At 46.4% G+C, this 22,964-nt stretch carries 17 protein-coding genes; 13 read left to right on the top strand and 4 right to left on the bottom strand.

The window, feature by feature from the left end; translation table 11 throughout:
• Positions 1-133: 133 nt before the first annotated feature.
• The 5 genes from ACOMG9_RS19170 to tdh all read left to right on the top strand — a co-directional run bounded on the left by ACOMG9_RS19170 (position 134) and on the right by tdh (position 6,203).
• The gene (locus ACOMG9_RS19170; protein ID WP_448218070.1) at positions 134-895 is read left to right on the top strand and encodes a Nif3-like dinuclear metal center hexameric protein; all 762 of its coding nucleotides are present in this window, start codon (positions 134-136) and stop codon (positions 893-895) included.
• Positions 896-1,049: 154 nt separating this feature from the next.
• Positions 1,050-2,006 carry a sulfate adenylyltransferase subunit CysD gene (gene cysD / locus ACOMG9_RS19165; RefSeq protein ID WP_448218069.1) on the top strand — a complete coding sequence of 319 codons (957 nt, stop codon included), beginning with the start codon at positions 1,050-1,052 and terminating at the stop codon, positions 2,004-2,006.
• Positions 2,006-3,625, top strand: a complete 1,620-nt coding sequence (gene cysN / locus ACOMG9_RS19160; protein WP_448218068.1) for a sulfate adenylyltransferase subunit CysN — start codon at positions 2,006-2,008, stop codon at positions 3,623-3,625. Before cysD ends, cysN begins: the two co-directional genes overlap by 1 nt.
• 318 nt (positions 3,626-3,943) lie before the next feature.
• Entirely contained in the window at positions 3,944-5,143 is a 1,200-nt protein-coding gene (locus tag ACOMG9_RS19155; RefSeq protein ID WP_448218067.1) for a glycine C-acetyltransferase, read from the top strand.
• 34 nt (positions 5,144-5,177) lie between these two features.
• Positions 5,178-6,203, top strand: a complete 1,026-nt coding sequence (tdh, locus tag ACOMG9_RS19150) for an L-threonine 3-dehydrogenase (RefSeq protein WP_422135049.1) — start codon at positions 5,178-5,180, stop codon at positions 6,201-6,203.
• A 221-nt stretch (positions 6,204-6,424) separates the two neighbouring features.
• On the opposite strand, the gene pstB is transcribed toward tdh, so the two are convergent.
• The 4 genes from pstB to pstS all read right to left on the bottom strand — a co-directional run bounded on the left by pstB (position 6,425) and on the right by pstS (position 10,166).
• A complete protein-coding gene (gene pstB, locus ACOMG9_RS19145; protein ID WP_448218066.1) occupies positions 6,425-7,270 on the bottom strand; it encodes a phosphate ABC transporter ATP-binding protein PstB in 846 nt (281 codons plus the stop codon).
• Positions 7,267-8,109 carry a phosphate ABC transporter permease PstA gene (gene pstA, locus ACOMG9_RS19140; protein ID WP_448218065.1) on the bottom strand — a complete coding sequence of 281 codons (843 nt, stop codon included), beginning with the start codon at positions 8,107-8,109 and terminating at the stop codon, positions 7,267-7,269. Before pstA ends, pstB begins: the two co-directional genes overlap by 4 nt.
• Positions 8,109-9,020 carry a phosphate ABC transporter permease subunit PstC gene (gene pstC, locus ACOMG9_RS19135; RefSeq protein ID WP_422492182.1) on the bottom strand — a complete coding sequence of 304 codons (912 nt, stop codon included), beginning with the start codon at positions 9,018-9,020 and terminating at the stop codon, positions 8,109-8,111. Before pstC ends, pstA begins: the two co-directional genes overlap by 1 nt.
• A gap of 96 nt (positions 9,021-9,116) precedes the next feature.
• A complete protein-coding gene (gene pstS, locus ACOMG9_RS19130; protein WP_422135046.1) occupies positions 9,117-10,166 on the bottom strand; it encodes a phosphate ABC transporter substrate-binding protein PstS in 1,050 nt (349 codons plus the stop codon).
• A gap of 735 nt (positions 10,167-10,901) precedes the next feature.
• Between pstS and ACOMG9_RS19125 the strand changes: the two genes are divergently transcribed.
• The 8 genes from ACOMG9_RS19125 to ACOMG9_RS19090 all read left to right on the top strand — a co-directional run bounded on the left by ACOMG9_RS19125 (position 10,902) and on the right by ACOMG9_RS19090 (position 22,952).
• Positions 10,902-11,885, top strand: a complete 984-nt coding sequence (locus ACOMG9_RS19125) for a transposase (protein WP_494529251.1) — start codon at positions 10,902-10,904, stop codon at positions 11,883-11,885.
• Positions 11,886-12,265: 380 nt separating this feature from the next.
• Positions 12,266-13,759: an RING finger protein gene (locus ACOMG9_RS19120; protein WP_448218063.1), complete on the top strand. Its 1,494-nt coding sequence runs from the start codon at positions 12,266-12,268 to the stop codon at positions 13,757-13,759.
• A 71-nt stretch (positions 13,760-13,830) separates the two neighbouring features.
• A complete protein-coding gene (locus ACOMG9_RS19115) occupies positions 13,831-15,279 on the top strand; it encodes an RING finger protein (RefSeq protein ID WP_448218062.1) in 1,449 nt (482 codons plus the stop codon).
• Between the two features lie 749 nt (positions 15,280-16,028).
• Positions 16,029-16,187: an RING-HC finger protein gene (locus tag ACOMG9_RS19110; RefSeq protein ID WP_448218061.1), complete on the top strand. Its 159-nt coding sequence runs from the start codon at positions 16,029-16,031 to the stop codon at positions 16,185-16,187.
• Positions 16,188-16,579: 392 nt separating this feature from the next.
• Positions 16,580-17,863 carry an RING finger protein gene (locus ACOMG9_RS19105; protein ID WP_448218060.1) on the top strand — a complete coding sequence of 428 codons (1,284 nt, stop codon included), beginning with the start codon at positions 16,580-16,582 and terminating at the stop codon, positions 17,861-17,863.
• 326 nt (positions 17,864-18,189) lie between these two features.
• Complete coding sequence (locus ACOMG9_RS19100; protein WP_448218059.1) at positions 18,190-19,617, top strand: RING finger protein; 1,428 nt, start codon at positions 18,190-18,192, stop codon at positions 19,615-19,617.
• 333 nt (positions 19,618-19,950) lie between these two features.
• Entirely contained in the window at positions 19,951-21,372 is a 1,422-nt protein-coding gene (locus ACOMG9_RS19095) for an RING finger protein (RefSeq protein WP_448218058.1), read from the top strand.
• Positions 21,373-21,677: 305 nt separating this feature from the next.
• On the top strand, positions 21,678-22,952 hold the full coding sequence (locus tag ACOMG9_RS19090; protein WP_448218057.1) for an RING finger protein: 1,275 nt from the start codon (positions 21,678-21,680) through the stop codon (positions 22,950-22,952).
• The last annotated feature ends 12 nt before the right edge of the window (positions 22,953-22,964 follow it).

Here is a 22,964-nt window from a genome sequence, read left to right as displayed (position 1 = left end):
AAAGCCAGCAGTATAATTCTCTAATATACCTGTATTTTGTGGCTGATAGATAGCCCCCGAACTTGTGGGAAGCTGGTCATGATCATGACGTGACAGCTTCCCGGACCCAATAAAATAAACAGTGGAGTGAAAAATGAGCATCACGCTGAAGCAGCTGGTGAAGATTCTCGAAGATGAACTGCAACCGGGGCTGTTCAAAGATTACTGCCCTAATGGTCTTCAGGTCGAAGGAAGTGAACAGATTAAACGTCTTGTGACCGGTGTGACGGCTTGTCAGGCCCTGATTGATAAGGCCGTTGAGCTCAGAGCCGACGCTATTCTGGTTCACCACGGCTACTTCTGGAAGGGTGAAGATTCTGCTATTGTCGGCATGAAGAAGCGCCGGATTGAAACACTTCTCAAGCACAACATCAGTTTGATCGGCTATCACCTGCCGCTGGATGGGCATCAGGAGCTGGGTAACAATGCTCAGCTAGCCAGACTCCTCGGCTGGAAGACAGAAGGTGGCATGGAGCCGGGAAAAGCTCGCTCGGTAGGCAGTTGGGGAAGGCCTGAGACACCTGTTTCTCTGGAAGTTCTGGGCAAGCAGATTGAAGAAAAACTGGGTCGTAAACCCCTGCTGATTGTGGGCGGTGACCATGAGATTAAAACTCTGGCCTGGTGTACTGGTGCGGCCCAGCGCATGATTGATCTGGCCCTGGATCTGAAGGTAGATGCTTTTGTGAGTGGTGAAATCTCCGAGTCCACAGTCCACTTTGCTCGCGAAAATGGCATTCACTACATCAGCGCCGGACACCACGCTACTGAGCGCTACGGTGTCAGGGCTTTAGGTGAATGGCTGGAAGAACAGCAAGGTGTTGAACATACCTTTGTCGATATTGACTCTCCTGTCTGAGCTTTTGATCAAACAGGCAGACCGATAGTTTATGGCGTTTCAGGGTTAATATAATGTTATGAATTATTGGTATAATTTTTTTGTTTTATATTCCATTGATGCTGCTAGTATTCGAACTAAGAACAACTCTTAGCCAGCTTCGGGTTTAGCATTCATGTCTGACATAGCCACTCAGGAGAGCACTAAAGAACGTGCTATCGAGCTTTCTGGAGAGCGCCTCAACCATTTGAAGCAGCTCGAAGCAGAAAGCATCCAGATTATCAGGGAAGTTGCTGCCGAGTTTGATAACCCGGTTATGCTCTATTCCATTGGCAAAGATTCAGCGGTAATGCTGCATCTTGCCATGAAAGCCTTTTATCCGGGTAAACCGCCTTTTCCGCTCATGCATGTGGACACCACATGGAAATTCAAGGAAATGATTCAGTTCCGTGACCAGTTGGTCGATGACCTGGGTCTTGAGTTGATTGTGCATATCAATCAGGACGGCGTAGAGCAGGGCGTTGGCCCTTTTTCCCACGGCAGCGCGAAACATACTGATATCATGAAAACCCAGGCCTTGAAACAGGCTCTGGACAAACACGGTTTTGATGCTGCATTCGGTGGCGCTCGTCGTGATGAAGAAAAGTCACGGGCGAAAGAGCGGGTTTACTCTTTCCGTGACAGGCACCACCGCTGGGATCCCAAGAACCAGCGGCCGGAACTCTGGAATATCTACAACAGTGAGGTAGAAAAAGGCGAAAGCATTCGGGTCTTCCCTCTGTCCAACTGGACTGAGCTGGATATCTGGCAGTATATCTATCGCGAAAATATTCCTATTGTTCCTCTCTATCTTTCTAAAGAACGCCCGGTGGTAGAACGTGATGGCAACCTGATTATGGTTGACGATGAACGTATGCCTCTGGAACCAGGCGAGAAACCAGTGATGCGGAAAGTGCGCTTCCGAACTCTGGGCTGCTACCCATTGACGGGAGCCGTTGAGTCAGAAGCTGACACTCTGCCTGATGTTATTCAGGAAATGCTGCTCACCAAAACCTCTGAACGTCAGGGGCGGGTCATTGATCACGACAGTGCCGGATCAATGGAGAAGAAAAAACAAGAGGGGTATTTCTAATGTCTCATCAGTCTGATCTGATTGCTTCGGATATTCAGGAATATCTCCGCAGGCACGAGCAGAAAGAGATTCTGCGTTTCCTGACCTGTGGCAGTGTCGACGACGGTAAAAGCACCCTGATTGGTCGGCTTTTACATGACACCAGCATGATCTACGAAGATCAGCTGGCCTCTGTTGAGAACGACAGCAAACGTGTAGGAACCCAGGGCGAAAAAGTTGATCTGGCTTTGCTGGTGGACGGTTTGCAGGCTGAGCGGGAGCAGGGCATTACTATTGATGTGGCCTATCGCTACTTCTCTACAGAAAACCGGAAGTACATCATTGCTGATACTCCGGGTCACGAACAATACACCCGAAATATGGCCACCGGAGCTTCCACCTGTGATCTGGCCATTATTCTGGTAGATGCCCGCCAGGGGGTGCTGACACAAACTCGTCGTCATACCTACATTGCCAGCCTGCTGGGTATCAAACACCTGGTAGTAGCGATCAACAAGATGGATCTGGTGGGTTTCAGTCAGGCACGTTTTGAGGAAATTCGTAATCAGTACCTGGACTTCTCGGAATCACTGAACCTGGGGGACGTTCGTTTTGTTCCTGTATCGGCTCTGGACGGAGACAACGTTGTTCATCGCAGTGACAAGGCTGACTGGTATACCGGGCAGACTCTGATGGAAGTAATGGAAAGTGTTGAGGTGGCTAATGACCGTAACCTTGATGACTTCCGTCTTCCGGTTCAATATGTGAGCCGACCCGACCTCGATTTTCGGGGGTATGCAGGCACTATCGCTTCCGGTGTGGTTAAGCCCGGCGACAGAGTAAAGGTATTACCCTCCGGACTGGAAAGTTCTGTGGCGCGAGTGGTGACCTACGACGGCGATCTGGAAAAAGGTTTTGCGGGTCAGGCTGTAACTCTGACGCTGGAAGACGAGATCGATATCAGTCGCGGTGATATGCTGGTGCATGCCCGGGATGATATTTCGGTCTCTTCGCACCTGAATGCCAGTGTTGTCTGGATGGCAGAGCAGGTCATGAAGCCTGGGCGCCAGTACCTGATCAAATTTGCCACCACCAAAGTAGCGGGAAGTTTCACAGCCATTAATCACAGGGTGGATATCAATACCCTGGAACAACAGGAGGCCGATCAACTGGCTCTGAATGAGATAGGCTCCTGCCAGCTGGTGCTGACACAACCTGTTGTTTTTGATCGTTATGAGGATAACCGTCAAACCGGTGCTTTTATTGTTATTGATCGCTTGAGCAATGCGACCATTGCCGCAGGCATGGTTGAATCTGCTGCAAACGAGGGTGCTACCGCAGAGACGGTTCTGGCCAGCGACAGGGCGAATCGACTGGGTCAGGGCGCCGCTCTGGTTATGGTTGATGGCTCTGAAGGTTATCTGCAGAAAGTAGAGCGTCATTTGTTTGATGGTGGGCTTTTACCGGTCGTCGTTGATCATCAGGACCAACACTGGGTTCAGAAAACAGAAGCCCTGCTTCAGGCGGGACTGGTTGTTCTGGTGGCCAGGACTGAACTGAAAGACCTGCAGGTTGAAGTTTTACACAGCATTAATGAGTCAGACAGTCTGTCGGCTCTCGTCAATTCTCTGTCTTTGTAGCTGAGACGGGCTATCGCAGTTGTCCGGTTGCGATAGCCCTTTTTCCTTCCCTCCGGGACACTGTCTGATCATTTATCATTCTTTCTGTAGGCACGCCAAGTAAGGTTGAGAGCTGAAATACGTACAAATGCTGGTACAGAGTCTCGACACCCTGATTCAATATTGCAACTCTTCTACAATGGGGAATTGGCACCTTATTCAGCCTGAGATATGTTTGGAGGTTGAATCGGGACTGCTTCCCTCAGAGTCTGACTGTGAAGAGAGCAGCAACTGCCTGTTCCGGCCAGCCCCTCATATTCTTAGTTTTCTGGAGCCGAAATGAAAGCCAACTTTTATGCTGGACTGCGTGAGCAGCTGGAAGACCTTAAAAAAGAAGGTTTGTACAAAAGCGAGCGAGTGATTACCTCGCAGCAGCAGGCTGATATTACTGTTGATACTGGCGAAGAAGTGATTAATTTTTGTGCTAACAATTATCTCGGGTTGGCCAATTCCCCTGAGCTGATAGACGCAGGCAGGCAGGCGCTGGATAAATATGGCTACGGTATGGCTTCCGTACGTTTTATCTGTGGAACCCAGGATGTTCACAAAGAGCTGGAAAAGCGTATTTCCGAGTTCCTGAGCATGAATGACACTATCCTGTATTCCTCCTGTTTTGACGCTAATGCCGGCTTGTTTGAAACCCTGTTGGGCCCTGAAGACGCTATCATCAGTGACTCTCTGAATCATGCCAGCATCATTGATGGTATACGTTTGTGCAAGGCGAAGCGCTTCCGCTATGCCAACAACGACATGGCAGATCTGGAAGCCAAACTGAAAGAAGCTGCAGAAGCAGGCGCCCGTTACAAGCTGATCGCAACGGACGGTGTATTCTCCATGGATGGCGTGATTGCCAACCTCAAAGGTGTCTGCGATCTGGCGGACAAGTACGATGCCATGGTCATGGTAGATGACTGTCATGCCGCAGGTTTTGTCGGTGAGAATGGCCGTGGTACCCACGAACACTGCGGTGTAATGGATCGTGTTGACATTATTACCGGTACTCTTGGCAAAGCTTTGGGTGGTGCTTCCGGTGGTTATACCTCTGCCCGCAGCCCGGAAGTCATCGACTGGCTGCGCAACCGCTCCCGTCCTTACCTGTTCTCCAACACCCTGAGTCCAACCATTGCCAGCGCTTCTATCAAGGTGCTGGATATGCTGGAATCGGGCGGTGAGCTGCGTGAGAAGCTGCGCCACAACTCGAATTACTTTCGCACCGAGATGGAAAAGCTGGGCTTTACCCTGGCGGGTAATGGCCATGCGATCATTCCCGTCATGCTCGGCGATGCTTCTTTGGCGGCCGAGTTTGCGGAACGAATGCTGAACGAGGGAATCTATGTAGTAGGATTCTCTTTCCCTGTTGTTCCAAGGGGCGCAGCCCGAATTCGTACCCAGATGTCAGCTGCTCATAACCAGGAACATATGGATAAAGTTATTGCAGCCTTTGCTAAAGTGGGCCGTGAGCTGGGCGTTATCTCCTGAAGGACCTGCGGAGCTGAGTGAATAGGAAGCTGACATGAAAACCCTGGCAAAACTGAAAGCGGAAAAAGGCATCTGGCTGGCCGACAAGCCCAGGCCGGAACCTGGCTACAACGATGTTCTGATCAAGATTCGCAAAACAGCGATCTGTGGAACCGACATGCACATCTATAACTGGGATGAGTGGTCACAAAAAACCATTCCTGTTGGAATGCATGTAGGACACGAGTTTATTGGTGATATTGTGGAAATGGGCGAAGGCGTGCGCGGCTTTGAAATAGGTCAGCGTGTGTCCGGTGAAGGTCATATTACCTGTGGCCACTGCCGTAACTGCCGTGCCGGCCGTCGCCACCTTTGTAATTTCACGGTTGGTGTGGGTGTCAATCGGGAAGGAGCTTTCGCAGAGTACCTCTGTATACCAGCGACCAATGCTTTCCCGATTCCCGATGACATCAGTGATGATCTGGCCTCCATCTTCGATCCCTTTGGCAATGCTGTACACACTGCTCTGTCGTTTGATCTGGTGGGTGAAGATGTATTGATCACCGGTGCCGGTCCTATCGGCATTATGGCGGTTGCAATCTGCAGGCATGTCGGTGCTCGTAATGTTGTCATTACTGACGTCAACGAATACCGTCTGGATCTGGCCCGTAAAATGGGAGCTACCTGTGCTGTTAACGTTGCCACTGAAGATCTGCAAGAGGTCATGGCAAAACTGGGGATGGTAGAAGGCTTTGACGTAGGTCTGGAGATGTCTGGTAATGGTCGTGCTTTCCAACAGATGCTGGAAAACATGAACTACGGTGGCAAGGTATCCCTGCTGGGTATTCCTTCCAGCGATACCACTATTGATTGGAATCAGGTGATCTTCAAGGGTCTGGTCATCAAGGGTATTTATGGCCGTGAGATGTACGAAACCTGGTATAAAATGACCAGTATGCTCCAGTCCGGTCTGGATATTTCCCCGGTGATTACTCATCGGATGCCGGTGGATGATTTCCAGAAAGGTTTTGAAATCATGGGGTCCGGCCAGTCTGGCAAAGTGATTCTTGATTGGAGTTGACCATCTCTAACATCGACCTGTCCAAGCGATAATAGGGCTTAAATCTGGTTCCCATTCTTCGGTGGGTGTCTTAAAAGCTCTTCATAAAAGCTCTGGTTCTCATGCATCAGCGTGGGAACCTGTGGATTATGGTTTTCCATGAAAGAGTTTCTTTCACTGAAGCTGAGAGTTCTGTAAAAGAAAATGTGGAGCCGAAAGGCTCCACGATCAGAAGTTAATGCTTAACCAAAGTCACCCGCGATATAGTCACGGGTCTTCTGATTTTCAGCTTTGTTGAAGATCTTGCCGGTTTTATCAAACTCAACCAGCTCACCCAGATACATAAAGCCGGTGTAATCAGAGATACGCATGGCCTGTTGCATGTTGTGAGTCACGATCACAATGGTGTACTTCTGACGCAGTTCAGTAATCAGTTCTTCAATGGCGCTGGTGGCCAGTGGATCGAGAGCCGACGTGGGTTCGTCCATCAGGATGACTTCCGGCTCCAGGGCAATGGTGCGGGCGATGCACAGACGCTGCTGCTGACCACCGGACAGGCTGCTGGCATCGGCATTCAGCTTGTCCTTCACTTCTTTCCACAGATGGGCTCGCTTCAGGGCCTTTCTGGCACGAATAGCCATTTCCGGCTTGCTCAGTCCACCTTTCATCTTCAGACCGAAGGTGATGTTGTCGTAAATGGACATAGGGAAAGGCGTAGGCTTCTGGAAAACCATACCGACTTTGGAGCGCAATTCATTCAGATCCACACCACGTTGCAGGATATTTTCGTTATCCAGCAGAATCTCACCTTCAGCCGACTGACTGCCATACAGGTCGAAGATGCGATTCATGGTGCGCAGCAGGGTGGATTTACCACAGCCGGAAGGACCAATCAGAGCCGTTACCTTGTTGTTGTAAATCGGCATGTTGATGTTCTTCAGGGCTGGTTCAGAACCTTTGCTGTAAAAGAAACTGAGGTCTTTTACTTCCATTCTGGGTTGCAGAATATCATCGGCCAGACCGGATTCTGTCTTGATTTGACTCAGGCTTTCTGTAGCCGCAGGAGCAGTAGCAATGTTCATGTTCATTTGGCTGCCTTTCGAGCTTTGATCCAACGCGGTAAAGCAGTGGACAGAATATTGATAATCAGAATAAATACGGTTATCAGCAGTGCGCCGGCCCAGGCCAGTTGATTCCAGGATTCAAAAGGGCTCATGGCATACTGATAAATGGTCACCGGCAGGTTAGCCATAGGCTTGTCCAGATCGGTGCTCATGAAGTTACTGTTGAGGGCGGTAAACAACAGGGGGGCTGTTTCACCGGTAATCCGCGCTACAGACAACAGAATACCGGTAATAATACCGGGGCCGGCTGCCCGATAGCACAGCTGGGTAATGACTCGCCAGCGCGGAGCGCCCAGTCCGCTACCTGCTTCTTTCAAGGTGGTGGGAACCAGACGCAGCATTTCTTCTGTGGTGCTGACGATAATGGGCAGTGCCAGAATAGCCAGTGCAATGGCACCTGCCCAACCAGAAAAGGAGCCGGTGGTGACCACCACAACCTTGTAGACAAACAGGCCGACCAGAATAGAAGGTGCGCTCATCAACATACCGTTGAGAAAGCGCAGTGCTTCAGCAATTTTTGAACTCTTGTCGGATTCAGACAGCCAGGTACCAGCCAATACACCCAGAGGTGCGGCGATCAGAATACCAAGAGCGGTCAGAATCAAACTGCCAACAATGGCGTTTTTCAGGCCACCGTGGCTACCGGGTCCGGGAGTGAGTTCGGTGAAGACATGCAGACCCATGCCGGAAATACCTTTTCCGACCAGGCTGTACAGTACGCTGGCCAGAACCACCAGGCCAAACAGTGCACAGAAGGTACAGAAGCCGATGAAAGCGTAGTTCTTGAGTTTCCTGACTGGCATTATCGCTTCCTCAACAGCAGACGGGCAGTACCCATCACAATAAAGGTCAGTACAAACAGTACCAGGCCCAGACTGATCAGAGCCGAGATGTGCATCTCATTAGTCGCTTCGTTGAACTGCTGCGCAATCGTAGAAGAAATAGAGCTCGCAGGCATGAACAGTGAAGTCTCTATACGGTTGGCGCCGCCTATTACAAAGGCAACTGCCATGGTTTCTCCCAGGGCACGACCCAGGCCGAGGATTCCGGCACCCACTGCGGCATTCTTGATACTTGGCAGCAGCACTCGGGTAATGACTTCATAGGGCGTAGCGCCAACACCGTATGCTGCTTCTCTGACCACATTGGGAATGGTTTTCAGGGCGTCACGAGTTAAAGCCGTAATAATGGGCAAAATCATGAACGACAGAATGATGCCCGCCGTTAGCAGACCTATACCGATGGGGGGACCGTCAAACCAGTGGCCAATCAGAGGCAGGCCAACCAGGTTTTCCAGTGCCCAGAATTGGAAGCCTTCTGAGAACCAGGGTGCGAAGACAAAAAGACCCCACATACCGTAAATAATACTGGGTACAGCGGCCAGCAGCTCAATGGCCATGCTCACGGGGCGACTGATCCAGTCGGGGGCCAGCTCGGCCAGGAAGATCGCCGTGCCCAGACCGACAGGAATGGCAATAATAATGGCGATAAGCGAAGAAACCAGGGTGCCGTAAATAGCAGAAGCGGCACCAAACTCACTGTTTACCGGGTCCCAGACATTACGAAATACAAAGCCGGGGCCAAACTCGGAGAGAGCCAGCCAACCGCCGTCAATCAGGGAAAGGATAATCCCGATCAACACCAGAAAAATCAGAATGGCGCTGGTGAAGCTCAGTCTGTAGAAGATTGAGTCACCCTTTATAGCGCTGGGCATCGCAGTTAAAAGCATAAGCTACAACAAGACAGCTGACCAGCGCTATGCTGATCAGCTGTCGTTCGTTTCCTGTTTAAGAAAGGCTAGAATAACCGGTTACTTGATAATGGTTTGTCCGTTGCTGGTCAAGTCTTCTTTCCAGACATTCTCTACCATGTTAACTACGCTTTCCGGCATTGGGATGTAGTCCAGACCTTCTGCAAGTTCGCCGCCTTTCTCGTAGCTCCACTCGAAGAAGTCGATGATTTGCTCAGCTTTCTCGGCGTCAGCCTGATCTTTATGCATCAGGATGAAGGTCGCTGCTGTCATAGGCCAGGAGTCAGCACCAGGCTGGTTGTTCAGCAGCAATTCGAAGCCCGGAGCATTCTCCCAGTCGGCATTGGCAGCGGCAGCCTGGAAGGTTTCCATGCTTGGCTTCAGGAACTTGCCATCAGCACTGGCCAGCTGGGTGTAGGTCAGGTCGTTTTGTTTTGCAAAGGCATATTCTACATAACCGATAGCACCACGGGTACGGCCCACGAAGTTGGCGACACCAGCGTTACCGTTACCACCGATAGTGGTAGCTGCTTTTGGCCAGGTGATGTCGGTGTTTCTGCCGATATTCTCACTCCACTCCGAGCTGATCTGGCTCAGGTAATCGGTGAAGTTGTAGGTGGTACCGGAACCATCGGAACGATGGACGACATAGATAGCCTGGGCAGGAATCTCAAGATCCGGGTTCAGAGCAGTGATGCGCTCGTCATTCCACTTCTTGATTTTACCCAGGTAGATGTCTGCCAGGACTTCACCGGTCAGCTTCAGAGCACCGGACTCAATGCCAGGCACGTTGATCACTGGAACAATAGCACCCATCACCATTGGGAACTGGATCATCTCTTCTTTATCCAGTCGCTCTTCGTTCAGAGGTGCGTCGCTGGCGCCAAAGTCGACGGTCTTGGCAGTGATCTGACGGATACCACCGCCGGAACCGATGGCCTGGTAGTTGATGCGAATACCGGTTTCTTTCTGGTATTCCTCAGCCCATTTGGCATAGATCGGATGTGGGAAACTGGCTCCCGCACCGTTGATAACTTCTGTCTTGGCAGATGCAGAGAAGGACGCTGCAGCCAACATGGAGGACATTACAATAGACTTCAGAAACTTCACTTCTATTCTCCCCGAGAAACTCGCTTGGAGTGTACTTGCGTTTACAAAGAAAAATCTTTTGCCGTGCCTTAATCTGTCAGTGGGTTGTGCAAAATATTTTTCTGTTACCTCAAAATTTGATGGGTGCAAGGATAGGGGGGGAATATTTCAGTAATGTTACAGGTTTGTTTGGATTTTATGAAAATGACAGTTTTTGACTCCAGGGTGTCTGTCCTGTCTTTCTGTCCTGTCTTTTTGGCATTCCGGTATCTCATAACTTGCAGGCTTAAAGGTTGGATGTTTCGGTGTTAAAAGCCCTACCCATACCCAGTGGACTTGGTGATATGGTCAGGCGGAAAACGAGCATAGCCCTTTGAGCCAGAAAAAAAAGACACCCATCGAGTAACCCATGGAGAAGAAGCAAAAAAAGACATCCATAAATTTGCTTCCCCATCCACCTAGTCTACTTTTTCACCCATCACTGATTTTTAGCAAAAAAAGACATCCATAAATTTGCTTCCCCATCAAAAAAAAAGACACCCATAAATTTGCTTCCCCATCCACCTGGTCTACTTTTTCACCCATCACTGATTTTTTACCCAGACAGGTGAGTTCATGGCTCAGGCCCGCAATACTCTGATTGACCCCGGCTCAACGCCTTATTACCAAAAAAAAAGACACCCATAAATTTGCTTCCCCATCCACCTGGTCTACTTTTTCACCCATCACTGATTTTTTACCCAGACAGGTGAGTTCATGGCTCAGGCCCGCAATACTCTGATTGACCCCGGCTCAACGCCTTATTACCACTGCATGGCAAGATGTGTTCGTCAGGCTTACCTCTGTGGAGAGAACCACCTGACTGGCAAGAATTACGAGCATCGCCGCCAATGGGTGGTGGATAAACTTCAGGAACTCGTTTCAGTCTTTGCTATCGAAGTTTGCGCTTACGCTGTCATGTCGAATCATTATCATGTGGTTTTGCATATCAATCAGTCATCTGCCAGGAGCTGGTCACGGAATGAAGTGCTGCATCGTTGGACGACCTTGTTCAGAGGTCCACTTCTGGTGCAAAGGCATCTGGCCGCTGACAAATTGGGCAGCGCTGAATTGGCCCGTATTGATGAATATGCTGAGGAATACCGGCGTCGTTTAGCGGATATCAGCTGGTTTATGCGCTGCCTGAATGAACATCTTGCTCGTGAGGCCAACAAAGAAGACGAGTGTAAAGGACGCTTCTGGGAAGGACGCTTTAAAAGCCAGGCATTGCTGGACGAAGCAGCGTTACTGACCTGCATGACCTACGTTGACTTGAATCCGATTCGGGCTGGAAAGGCAGAAACACCGGAAGAGTCGAACTACACGTCGATTCAGGAACGGGTGGAGCAGGTTACACATTCTGAGACTAAAAAACAGCCGCTGACCCTGAAACCTTTCTGTTTGCAGGGACAGGAAACGGACGTTGCCCTTCCCTACCTTCTTCACGACTATCTGGAACTGGTTGACTGGAGCGGTCGCATTGTCAGAACAGATAAGAAAGGTTCCATCCCGTCGTGCACCCCTCCGATTCTTCAAAGGTTGGACATTGATCCGGATGAGTGGCTGAAAACCATGCAATGGAATAATCGTTTTTATCGGGCAGTTGGCCGTCTGAAGGCGATGAAGGCTTATGCACTTGAAGCCGGACAGAAGTGGCTTCGAGGTTTAAACGCCTGCAGTCGTTTGTACCTGACAGGTTAGCGTAGAAGTCAGTTAAGACGTCAAAGACCCTCTCTTTATCTCTTCGACTTATGTCGGAATGGATTTGCATTGTCTGAATTATGGCTTGGACAGCCTTTGTTCGTTGGATGGCGATGTGTGGCTCAATGATACGCTACTTGAAGATAGATTTTCTGATCCTTTTTGGGAATACAGTTTTTGAAGGTCTTGTTTTTATTTTTATGGGTGTCTTATTTTTTTATGGGTGTCTTATTTTTTTATTTTTTTATCGGGATAGAACTGAGACCGGACAACAAGTGGCTGGCCTCAATGGCAACATCCAGACCTGCTTTTTCTATGGGTCTTCATAGCCTATAAATATATGTGCTAAGGAAGCTCACATAAGGCTCACTGATAGCAATGTGGCTTTTTTAACGAATACAGGTGAAAGTATGGCTATAACATGTGTCTTAAAGACACTTTTGTTTTCAATGTTTTTGTTTTTTTATCAGCAGGGGCTTGCAAACGACACCTATCGTCTTGAAAAATTTCGTAACTATCAAATGAAAAACTGGAAACCCCTTTCAAAAGAGCAACAAAACTGCAGAGATCAATCCGACATAAGCCCACTTGAAAATATTCGTATTGGCTTTGTCAGGCTTAACTTAGAATCTGATGACCTATCCGGAGATGAGCGACTGGAAACCTGTGAAACTTACGAAGTTGATGAGCAAGACTTTAATCGTATGACCAACTTTTATTTTAATTATGTGAACACGGGTAATCCTGAATTTCGAAAAAATCGCATTCAAAGAGTATTGAGACTCATACATCGTATATTCGCTATTAATATAAACAGGTTCAATAGTCAAAGCCGCTTAGAGAAAGGGGTGGTCTATACAACGGCAAGAAGCCTTTTTGATCAACTGTTTTTGTCTGTCAACATAAATGGCAGAAGTAATCCCTATTTCAATTATTTTCATTTAGTTCAGGGGGAAAAACAGTGCAATTATGTTGGGGTTAATAACGGTCTGGTCCTGATGTTTCTTGCTTTTCTTGCACCCAACTTTCTTTCCAGGGATCGACTTTATACCTACTTTTGTATCTTGGCTGACATATACACCGGAGAAAGCTGCGATCAAGCATTCGACCGTGCATTGCTTTGTGAAAATATCAATGCATATGATTGTCCGCAGTCGCTTTCAAGTCAATTGAAAGCAGCCGAATTGGACGCAGGAATAGCGCTTCTGATCGGTTTAACTGCAATGGCATCAGCGGCTTTCCAGCGCATTGATTCAGGACTGGAGTCAGGGGAGACACTGGAAAACTTGTTGATAAGATGCTTGCCCTACGAGCTTCTGCCGATTATCTACAGTAATGCAGCCAGGCATTGTCGCCCGGGACGCTCATGCCCTGTACCTGCGTTTATGCATACCGTGAATGGCATGCAAGAATTTATATCCAGTATTATGGGTATTAACCTCACACCTTTAACGGAGGCATCATCGTTCGAAAGTCTGAAATTTCTAATGGATTATATTGAGCTTTCAGATAGTGAAGGCTCAGATAGTTTAGGTTCATACAATGAGTTTGCTCTTGAGGAGTCGGATTCTGAGGATCAGGATCAGTCAGTAGTCGTTCGGCAACAAAATGAACTGATAGGTCAATTACGACAGGAATTGGCAAACCAATCAGCAACGGAAGAAGTGGGTGCTGTCGGAGGCGCTTTAGCAGGAACTAAAAAATGTCCAATTTGTACCGACCCATTAACAGACATTACAGTGTTAAATCGTTGTGGACATGCCGGTTTTTGCAAGACTTGTGCTGAGCGGCTTATAAATGAGCAGAGAGAATGTCCCTATTGTCGGGAAATACCCTTGTCATACATGAAGGTTATCGATATGTCTTTGCCCTGAATGTGTGCCAAGGATGCTGATAAAAAGCCCATTAACAACAGGAAGCTTTTTTAACGAGTGCAGGTTAAAGTATGATCCCACAATATGCCTTAAAGACGCTTTTGTTTTCAGTAATTTTGTTTTTTTATCAGCAGGGGCTGGCAAATGACACCTATGATCTTGAAGAGTTTCGCAAGTATCAAATGAAAAACTGGAAACCGCTTTCAAAAGAACAACAAAGTTGCACAGGTCAACCCGCCATGAGTCCACTTGAAAACATCTGTATTGGTTTTGTCAGACTTAATATGGAATCTGACGATGTATCTGGAGATGGCCGACTGGAAATCTGTGAAAATTACGAGGTTACTGAGCAAGACTTTAGGCTTCTGGTCAACTTTTATTTTAACTATGTGAACAGTACTGATACTCAAAATGATCGAAAAATGCGCACTCAAAGAGTACTGAGACTGATACATCATATATTCGCTATAAATATAAACCAGATCAATGGAGCAAGCCCTGACAAAAAAGAGCTAATCAGAGTTGCAGCACAAAGCCTCTTCGAATGTTTTTTTTCTTCTGAAATGAGAAATGGCGGGAAAAATCCTTATTTCCATTATTTCTCTTTAGATTCGCTAGCAAGTCAGTCCGACTATGTCGGTTTAAATAATGGTTTAGTCCTGATGCTTCTGACTTTTCTTGGTCCTCATTTTCTTTTCAGCAATGATTTTGATAACTACTTTACCGTGCTGCGTAACAGTTATACTGAAAAAAGCTACGATCGGGCATTATCCCGTGGATCGCTTTATGAAAATATCAATGAAAATTCTCCACATAGCATTGCCAGTTATTTCACTGCAGCCGGATTGGACACAGAAACAGCACTTCTAATTGGTTTAACTGCAATGGCATCAGCAGCTTTCCAGAGCCTCAACTCAGGGCAGGAATGGCCAGAGACACTGGAAACTTTGTTGCAAAGATACTTACCCTGCGAGATTCTGGGCACTGTCTACTGGAGTTTGGTTGGCCTTTTTCCTGCAGGACGTTCATGGCCTGTACCTGAGGTCATGTTTACCGTAGAGGGTATGCAAGAGTTTACACAGGTTATTTTGGGTATTGACGACACGGCTGAGTCTGCATTATTGCAAGCAGAATCTTCTCAAAGTCCGGACTGTCAATCGGATTATTCTCAGGGTTCAGACAATCAGGCTGAGGACCCTGACGGGGAGCCGCATTCTGAGCATCAGGATCAGCTAATAGTCATAAAGCAACAAAATGAACTGATAACCGAACTACGGGAGGAATCAGCAGACCAACCTGCTACGGAGGAAACGGGTGCTGTCGGAGGAGCCTCGGCAGGAACCAAAAAATGTCCACTTTGTGCCGACCCACTGACAGATATTATCGTGTTAGATTGTTGTGAAGACTCCGGCTTTTGCAATACTTGTGCTGATCGACTTATATATGAGCAGAGCGAATGTCTCTTTTGTCGGAACGTACCCTTGTCATACATGAAGGCTCCTGAGATGTCTTTACCTTGAATGTACGCGCAGTGCCAGTCTGATGCTTCTCCTTCCTGTTCAGTGCGGTCAGCACTTTTCCCCGGCATATACACCTGAGACCAGGCTGCAGGTGACTGGTATCAATGGCAACATCCAGATCAGCTTTTTCTATGGGTCTCTGTAGACTAATTACCTGGCCAGTTGGTTTCGCATATTCTGGCGAGTGGATTTTTTCATCCTTCAAGGCGCAACGACGGGCGCGTAGCCATAGCTACGCAACCAGAGTTGGAACGCAGAAGGATGGAAAAAGCCGCCGTCCAGAATATGCGAAACCAACTGGTTAGGTACTTATATACATGTGTGCCAAAGGATGCTGATGCAAAGCTCATTAACGGTCGCAAGCTCTGTTAACGAATGCAGGTTAAAGTATGACCCTACCATGTGCCTTAAAGACGTTTTTGTTTTCACTATTTTTGTTTTTTATCAGCAGGGGCTGGCAAACGATACCTACGGACTTGAGGAATTTCGTCATCATCAAAAGAAAAACTGGAAACCGTGTTGTTAAAATACCTTCCATTCGGTTTTCTGCCTATTGTCTACAAAAATATAGCCCGCCATTGCCTCCCTCCCTCCCTCGCGCCCTGTACCTGGGGTTATGTCGACAGTGAGCAGTATCCAGGAGTTTACACAGAGTATTTTGGGTATTGACCTCACACCTGCATCATCGTCAGAAAGCCGCCATATAAGGTTTTTACATTACATAACGTTTTATTCTGAGGATTCAGACAGTGAAGGTTCTAGTGAGGAACCTGTTGTTGGCACGTTGTGGACACGCTGGTTTTTGCAAAGATTGTGCTAAGCGAATCATAGATGAACAGAGGCACTGTCCCTTTTGTCGGGAAAAGCCCTCATCATTCATAAGGGTTATCGACATGTCTTTTCCTTGAACGTGGCACAGTGCCAGTCTGATGCTTCTCCTTCCGGATGAGTGGGATCGGCACTCTTCTCCCCAGTGGGGTACACCCGAGACAAGGCTTCAGGAGATGGGTGTTAATGGCAATATCCGGATCAGCTTTTTCTATTGCTTTCCATGTCCTATAAAAGTATGTGCTAAGGAAGATCACAGAAAGATCATTAATAGTAGTGCAGCTGTTTTGACGAATGCAGGTGAAAGTATGGCCATATCATTTGCCTTAAAAACGCTTTTGTTTTCAGTGTTTTTTTTTATCAGCAGGGGCTGGCAAACGACACCTATCGCCTTGAAAAATTTCGCGATCATCAAATAAAAAACTGGAAAGAGCTTTCAAAAGAGCAACAAAAATGCACGGGTCAGCTCGGCATGAGCCCTATTGAAAATATCCGCATAGGTTTTGTCAAGCTTAATTTAGTCTCTGACGATGTGTCTGGAGATGAGCGACTGCAAATTTGTGAAAATTACGAGGTTGCTGAGCAAGACTTTAAACGTCTGCACAACTTTTATTTCGATTATGTGGAAATGGGTGATCCTCAATATCGAAAAGTTCGCATTCAAAGAATGCTGAGACTATTACATCGTATATTCGCTATGAATATAAATATGACCAATGAACAAAGCCGGGAAGAGAAAAAGATAATCATTACAACGGCACAAAGCCTTTTTGAACAGTTTTTTTCGACTGTCAACATAAATGGCAAAAGCAATCCTTATTTCAATTATTTCTATTCAATTCCGGAGGCCCCTCTGTCTGATTATGCTGATGTTAATAACGATCTGGTTCTGATAGTTCTTGCTTTTCTTGGTCCTCACTTTCTTTACAAGGAACAACTTTTTACCAGCTTTGTTATGTTGGCTGGCATATATACCGGGCAAAGCTTCGATCAAGCATTCGACAGTGCGCTGCTCTGTGAAAATATCAATGAATATAATTCTCCGCAAAGCCTTGCCAATCAATTAAATGCAGCTGGGCTGGACGCAGGAACAGCGCTTCTAATCGGTTTAACTGCAATGGCATCAGCTGCTTTTCAGCGCATGAATTCAGAACTGGAATCGCAGGAGACACTGGAAAACTTGTTGATAAGATGCTCGCCATTCGAGCTTCTGCCCATTATCTACAGCAATATAGCCTGCCATTGCCGCCCTGGACGCTCGTGCCCTGTACCTGGGGTTATGTATACCTTATATAGCATGCAAGAGTTTACAAACAGTATTTTGGGTTTTGACCCTACATCTACATTATTATTGGCATCATCGGCAGAAAGTCTGAACTTTCTCGTGGATTATATTGTGCTTTCAGATAATGAAGGTTCAGACAGCGAGGGTTCTGTTGATGATTCGGATTCAGGGGATCAGGATCTGTCAATAGTCGTTCAACAACAAAATGAACTGATAGCCGAGCTGAGGCAAGAATTAGCAAACCAAACTGAAAAGGAGGAAGCGGGTGCTGTTGGAGGTGCCTCAGCAGAAACCAAAAAATGTCCACTTTGTACCGACCGCTTGACAAACGTTATAGCGTTACAAAGCTGTGGACACGCTGGTTTTTGCAAGAATTGTGTTGAGCGACTCATACGTGAGGAGAGGGAATGTCCCTTTTGTCGGAGCGTGCCCTTGTCATACATGAAGATTCTCGACATGTCTTTACGCTGAATCTCTGCACAGCACCAGTCTATTGCCTGATGTTTTGAAACACATCGACGAAGTACTTATAAGAATCTATGCCTGAAAGAAGACAACTGTCAAGTAACGTCTGGAACAGGGCAGGGTTATCTGAACGTTCTTTTTGTTCAGCTAAAAAGGCCAGTTTTTTCTCCCCATCGGGATACATTGGGGACTAGACTGCATGTGATTGTTGTCAATGGCAACATCCGGATCCGCTTTTTCAATTGCTCTTCATAGCCTGTGTAAATATGTGCCTGGGAACTCACAAAAAGAACGTTAACAGTAGTACAGCTTCAACGAGTGAAGGTGAAAATATGACCATGCTATGCGCCTTAAGGATACTTTTGTTTTTAGTATTTTTGTTTTTTTTTCAGCAGAGCCTGGCAAACGATACTTACAACCTTGAAGAATATCGCCATCATAAAAAGACAAACGGGAAACAGCCTTCGGAAAAACAACAAAACAGTACAGGTCAACCGGCCATGAAACCACTTGAAAACATGCGTCTTGGCTTTGTAAGGCTTAATTTAGCTTCTGACGATGTATCTGGAGATGAGCGACTGGAAATTTTTGAAAATTACGAGGTTGCTGAGCAAGACTTTAAACGTCTGGAGAGCTTTTATTTTGATTATGTGAATATGGGTGAACCTCAACGTCGAAAAGTTCGCATTCAAAGTGTATTGAGACTTATACATCGTATATTCGCTATTAATATAAATAGATTTACTGTTCAAAGTCGAGCAGAGCAAGTGTTAATCAATGCAATGGCAAAAAGCCTTTTTGATCAACTGTTTATGTCTGTCAACGTAAATGGCAGAACCAATCCATATTTGAATTATTTCTATATAGCTCCGAACGTATATTCATCCAGTTATGCTGATGTTGACAACGGTCTGGCCCTGATGTTTCTTGCTTTTCTTGGGCCTCACTTTCTTTCCAAGATTGGCTTGTATACCAGCATTAGGATATTGCAAAACATATATACCGGAGTAAGCTGCAATCAAGCATTTGATTGTGCATTGCTTTCAGAAAATATCGATGAGTATCATTCTCCAGAAAGCCTTGCCAGTCAATTAAATGCAGCCGGATTGGACGCAGGCACAGCGCTTCTAATCGGTTTAACTACAATGGCATCAGCCGCTTTCCAGCGCATGAATTCAGGACTGGAATTGCTGCAAACACTGGAAACCGTATTGATAAGATGCTTGCCGTTCGAGCTTCTGTCGATTGTCTACAGCAATATAGCCAGGCATTGCCGCTCTGGAAACTCACGCCCTGAACCTGCGCTTATGTACTCCGTGTATGGTATGCAAATATTTACACACAGCATTGTGGGTATTAACCCCGTGCCTTTATCGGAGGCAGCATCGTTAGAAAGTCTGGAATTTTTAGTGGATTATCATGAGCTTTCAGACAGTGATTCTTCTCTTGAGGAATCGGATTTCGAGGATCAGTCAATCGTCGTTCAGCAACAAAATGAACTGATAGGCCAACTTCGACAGGAATTGGCAAGCCAATCCGCAACGGAGGAAGCGGGTGCTGTCGGGGGAGCCTCAGCAGAAACCAAAAAATGCCCACTTTGTACCGACCGCCTGACAGACCTTGTAGCGTTACATAGTTGTGGACACGCTGGTTTTTGCAGGAATTGTGCTGAGCGACTCATACGTGAGGAGAGGGAATGTCCTTTTTGTCGGAACGTACCCTTGTCATGCATGAAGATTCTCGACATGTCTTTACCCTGAATGTGTGAACAGTGCCGGTCTATTGCCTGGCGCTTTGAAGCACATCGACGAAGTACTTGTAAGGATTAATGCCTTAAAGAAGACAGCTGACAAATAATGTCTGGAACAGGGCAGGGTTATCTGAACGTTCTTTTTGTTCAGCCAAAAAAGTCAGTTCTTTCTCCCCATCGGGATACATCAGAGGCTAGACTACACATGATTAGCGTCAATGGTAACATCCGGATCAGCTTTTTCTATTGCTCTCCGTAGCCAGTATAAATATGTGCCGAGGACGCTCACACAAGGCTCATTATTGGTAGTGGTACATCTGTTTCAATCAGTGAAGGAGAAAGTATGGCCATGCTATGCGCCTTAAAGACGCTTTTGTTTTTAGTGTTTTTGTTTTTTTATCAGCAGGGGGTGGCAAATGATACCTATAACCTTGAAGAATTTCGCCAGCATCATATGACAAACTGCCAGCCGCCTTCAAAAAAACAACAAAGGCTTACAGGTCAACCCGCAGTGAGCACACTTGAAAACATCCGTATTGGTTATGTAAGACTCGATCTGGAATCTGACGATGTATCTGGAGATAGGCGGCTGGAAATCTGTGAAGATTACGAAGTTGATGAGCAAGACTTTAATCGGCTGAACAACTTTTATTTTGATTATGTGAATATGGGTGAGCTTCAGCATCGAAAAGATCGCATTCAAAGAGTACTTAGACTGTTGAGTCGTATATTCGCTATGAACATAAATATGATCAATAAACAAAGCCCGGAAAAGAAACCGTTGGCAAATGCAAAAGCAACAAGACTTTTTGAAAAAAAGTTTTTGTCTGTCAGGGTAAACGACAGAATCAATCCTTATTTCCATTATTTCTATCCGGATTCGACAGAAAATCAGTCGAATTTTCTCGGTGTTAATAATGATTTAGTCCTGATGTATCTTGCTTTTCTTGGGCCCCACTTTCTTTTTCAGAATGACTTATATGCTTACTTTGACGTACTTCATAATAGCTATGCCGATAAAAGCTGCGAGCAAGCATTCGACCGTGAATTGCTTTCTGAAAATATCAATGAATATGACTCTCCGCAAAGTCTTGCCAATCAATTAAAAGCAGCTGAATTGGACGCAGGTATAGCACTTTTAATCGGTTTGACTGCAATGGCAGCATCAGCTTTTCGGCACATGCATTTAGGACTGGAATGGCATGAGACACTGGAAGCTTTGTTACGAAGACACTTGCCAGACGAACTTTTGGCCGTTATCTACAGCAATATAGACGAACATTGTCATCCTGTGTCATCGTACACTATACCTATGGTTATGTTTACAGCGGGCGGTATGCAAGAGTTTACATACAGTATTATAGGTATTGACCCCCACGCATTATCGTCAGAAAGCCCGGACAATCGATTGGATTATTCTGAGAGTTCAGAGACTGAGTTTTTTCTTGAGGAATCGGATCCTGAGCATCAGGATCAATCAATAGTCATTCAACAACAAAATGAACTGATAGCCCAGTTACGAAGTGAGTTGGCAAGCCAAACTGCAACGGAGGAAGCGGGTGCAATTGGAGGAGCAGCAGGAGTCACCAAAAAATGTGGAGTTTGTCACGAGCCACTGCAAGAAGTAATGGGTTTTAAAAGTTGTGAACACGCTGGTTTGTGCCAGATTTGTATTGAGCGAATTATACGGGAGCAGACCGGCTGTCCCTTTTGTCGGGTAAAATCGGAATCATACAAAAGGCTTTTGGATATGTCTTTTCATTGAAAATGGGTTGTCATCTCCCCGGCTGCATCAGAATAAGCTTTTCTTATTGGTCATTATGACCATAAGTAGTTGCCAGGGACGCTCATACAAAACTCATTAATAGCAGTGCAGCTGTTATAACGAATACAGGTGAAAGTATGGTAAGACCATGTTCCTTAAAGACACTTTTGTTTTCAATGTTGTTGTTTTTTTCTCACCAGTTGATGGCAAATGATAGTTATGATCTTGAAAGATTTCGCGAGTACCAAAAAACAAACTGGAAACCACCTTCAAAGAAAAAACAGAGGCAATCAGGCCAGCCTGTCATGGGCCCACTTGAAAACATCCGCATTGGCTTTGTCAGGCTTAATTTAGAATCTGACGATTTGTTTGGAGATGTGCGACTGGAAATCTGTGAAAATTACGAGGTTTCTGAGCAAGACTTTCAACGACTGCTAAACTTTTTTTTTAACTATATGAACATAGGTGATCCTAACTATCGAAAAACACATATTCTAACGGCACTGAGACTCATACACCGTATGTTCGATATCAATATGAATACGTTCATGGGACAAAGCCCGGAAGAGAAAGAATTAATAACTACAATGGCAAAAAGCCTCTTTGAGCAATTGTTTTTATCTGACAATGTAAACGGCCGAAGGAATCCTTATTTCCTTTATTTTCATTCAGTTCCAGCAGACGATAGGTCTTATAATGCCGGTGTTAATAACGGTTTAATCTTGATGTTTCTTGCTTTTCTTGGTCCCCATTATCTTTCTCGGTATGACTTGTCTGAATGGTTTAGCGTGCTTCAAAGACGCTATACCAAAAAAAGCTACGGTCGAGCATTCTCCTGTGAGCTGCTTGCTGGAGATGTCAATGAATATAATTCTCCGCAAAGCATTGCCAATCAATTGACTGCAGCCGCACTGGACACAGAGACAGCACTTCTAATTGGCTTAACCGCAATGGCACCAGCCGCTTCCCGGTGCCTGTATTCAGGACAGAGATGGCCAGAGGCACTGGAAACCTTGTTGATGTGTCACTTACCAGACGAACTTCTGGCCACTATCTACAATAATTTAGCCAGCCTTTGCCACAACGGACGCATCTTCCCTGTCCCCACGGTTATGTACACCTTGAGTGGCAGGCAAGATTTTACGCATAGTATTTTGGCTATTAACCCTGAACCTGCGATATCATCGGCATCATCGTCAGAAAGCCTGGACTATCAATCGGATTATTCACTGGATTCAGACAATGAGGTTGAGGAGCCTGGTGAGGCGTTGGATTCCGGGCATCAGGATCAGTCAATAGTCATTCAGCAACAAAATGAACTGATAGCCCAACTACGACAGGAAATAGCAAGCCAACACAGAGCGGAGGAAGCCGGTGCAGTGGGAGGAGCCCCAGAAAAAGTCATAGAATGTCCGGTTTGTTTCGAACCACTGCAAGAAATAACGTTATTAGAAACTTGTGGACACGCGGGTTTATGCAGGGTTTGTGCTGAGCGATTTGTTCGGGAACAGAGGGGATGTCCTGTTTGTCGGAAAGAACCGGAATCATTCAGAAAGATATTCTTAATGCCCCCTCATTGAATGTGTATGCAG

The organism is Endozoicomonas sp. PH6C (assembly GCF_059322965.1).
Note: the sequence above shows the minus strand (reverse complement) of the source record. Positions and strands in the feature narration are given on the sequence as shown.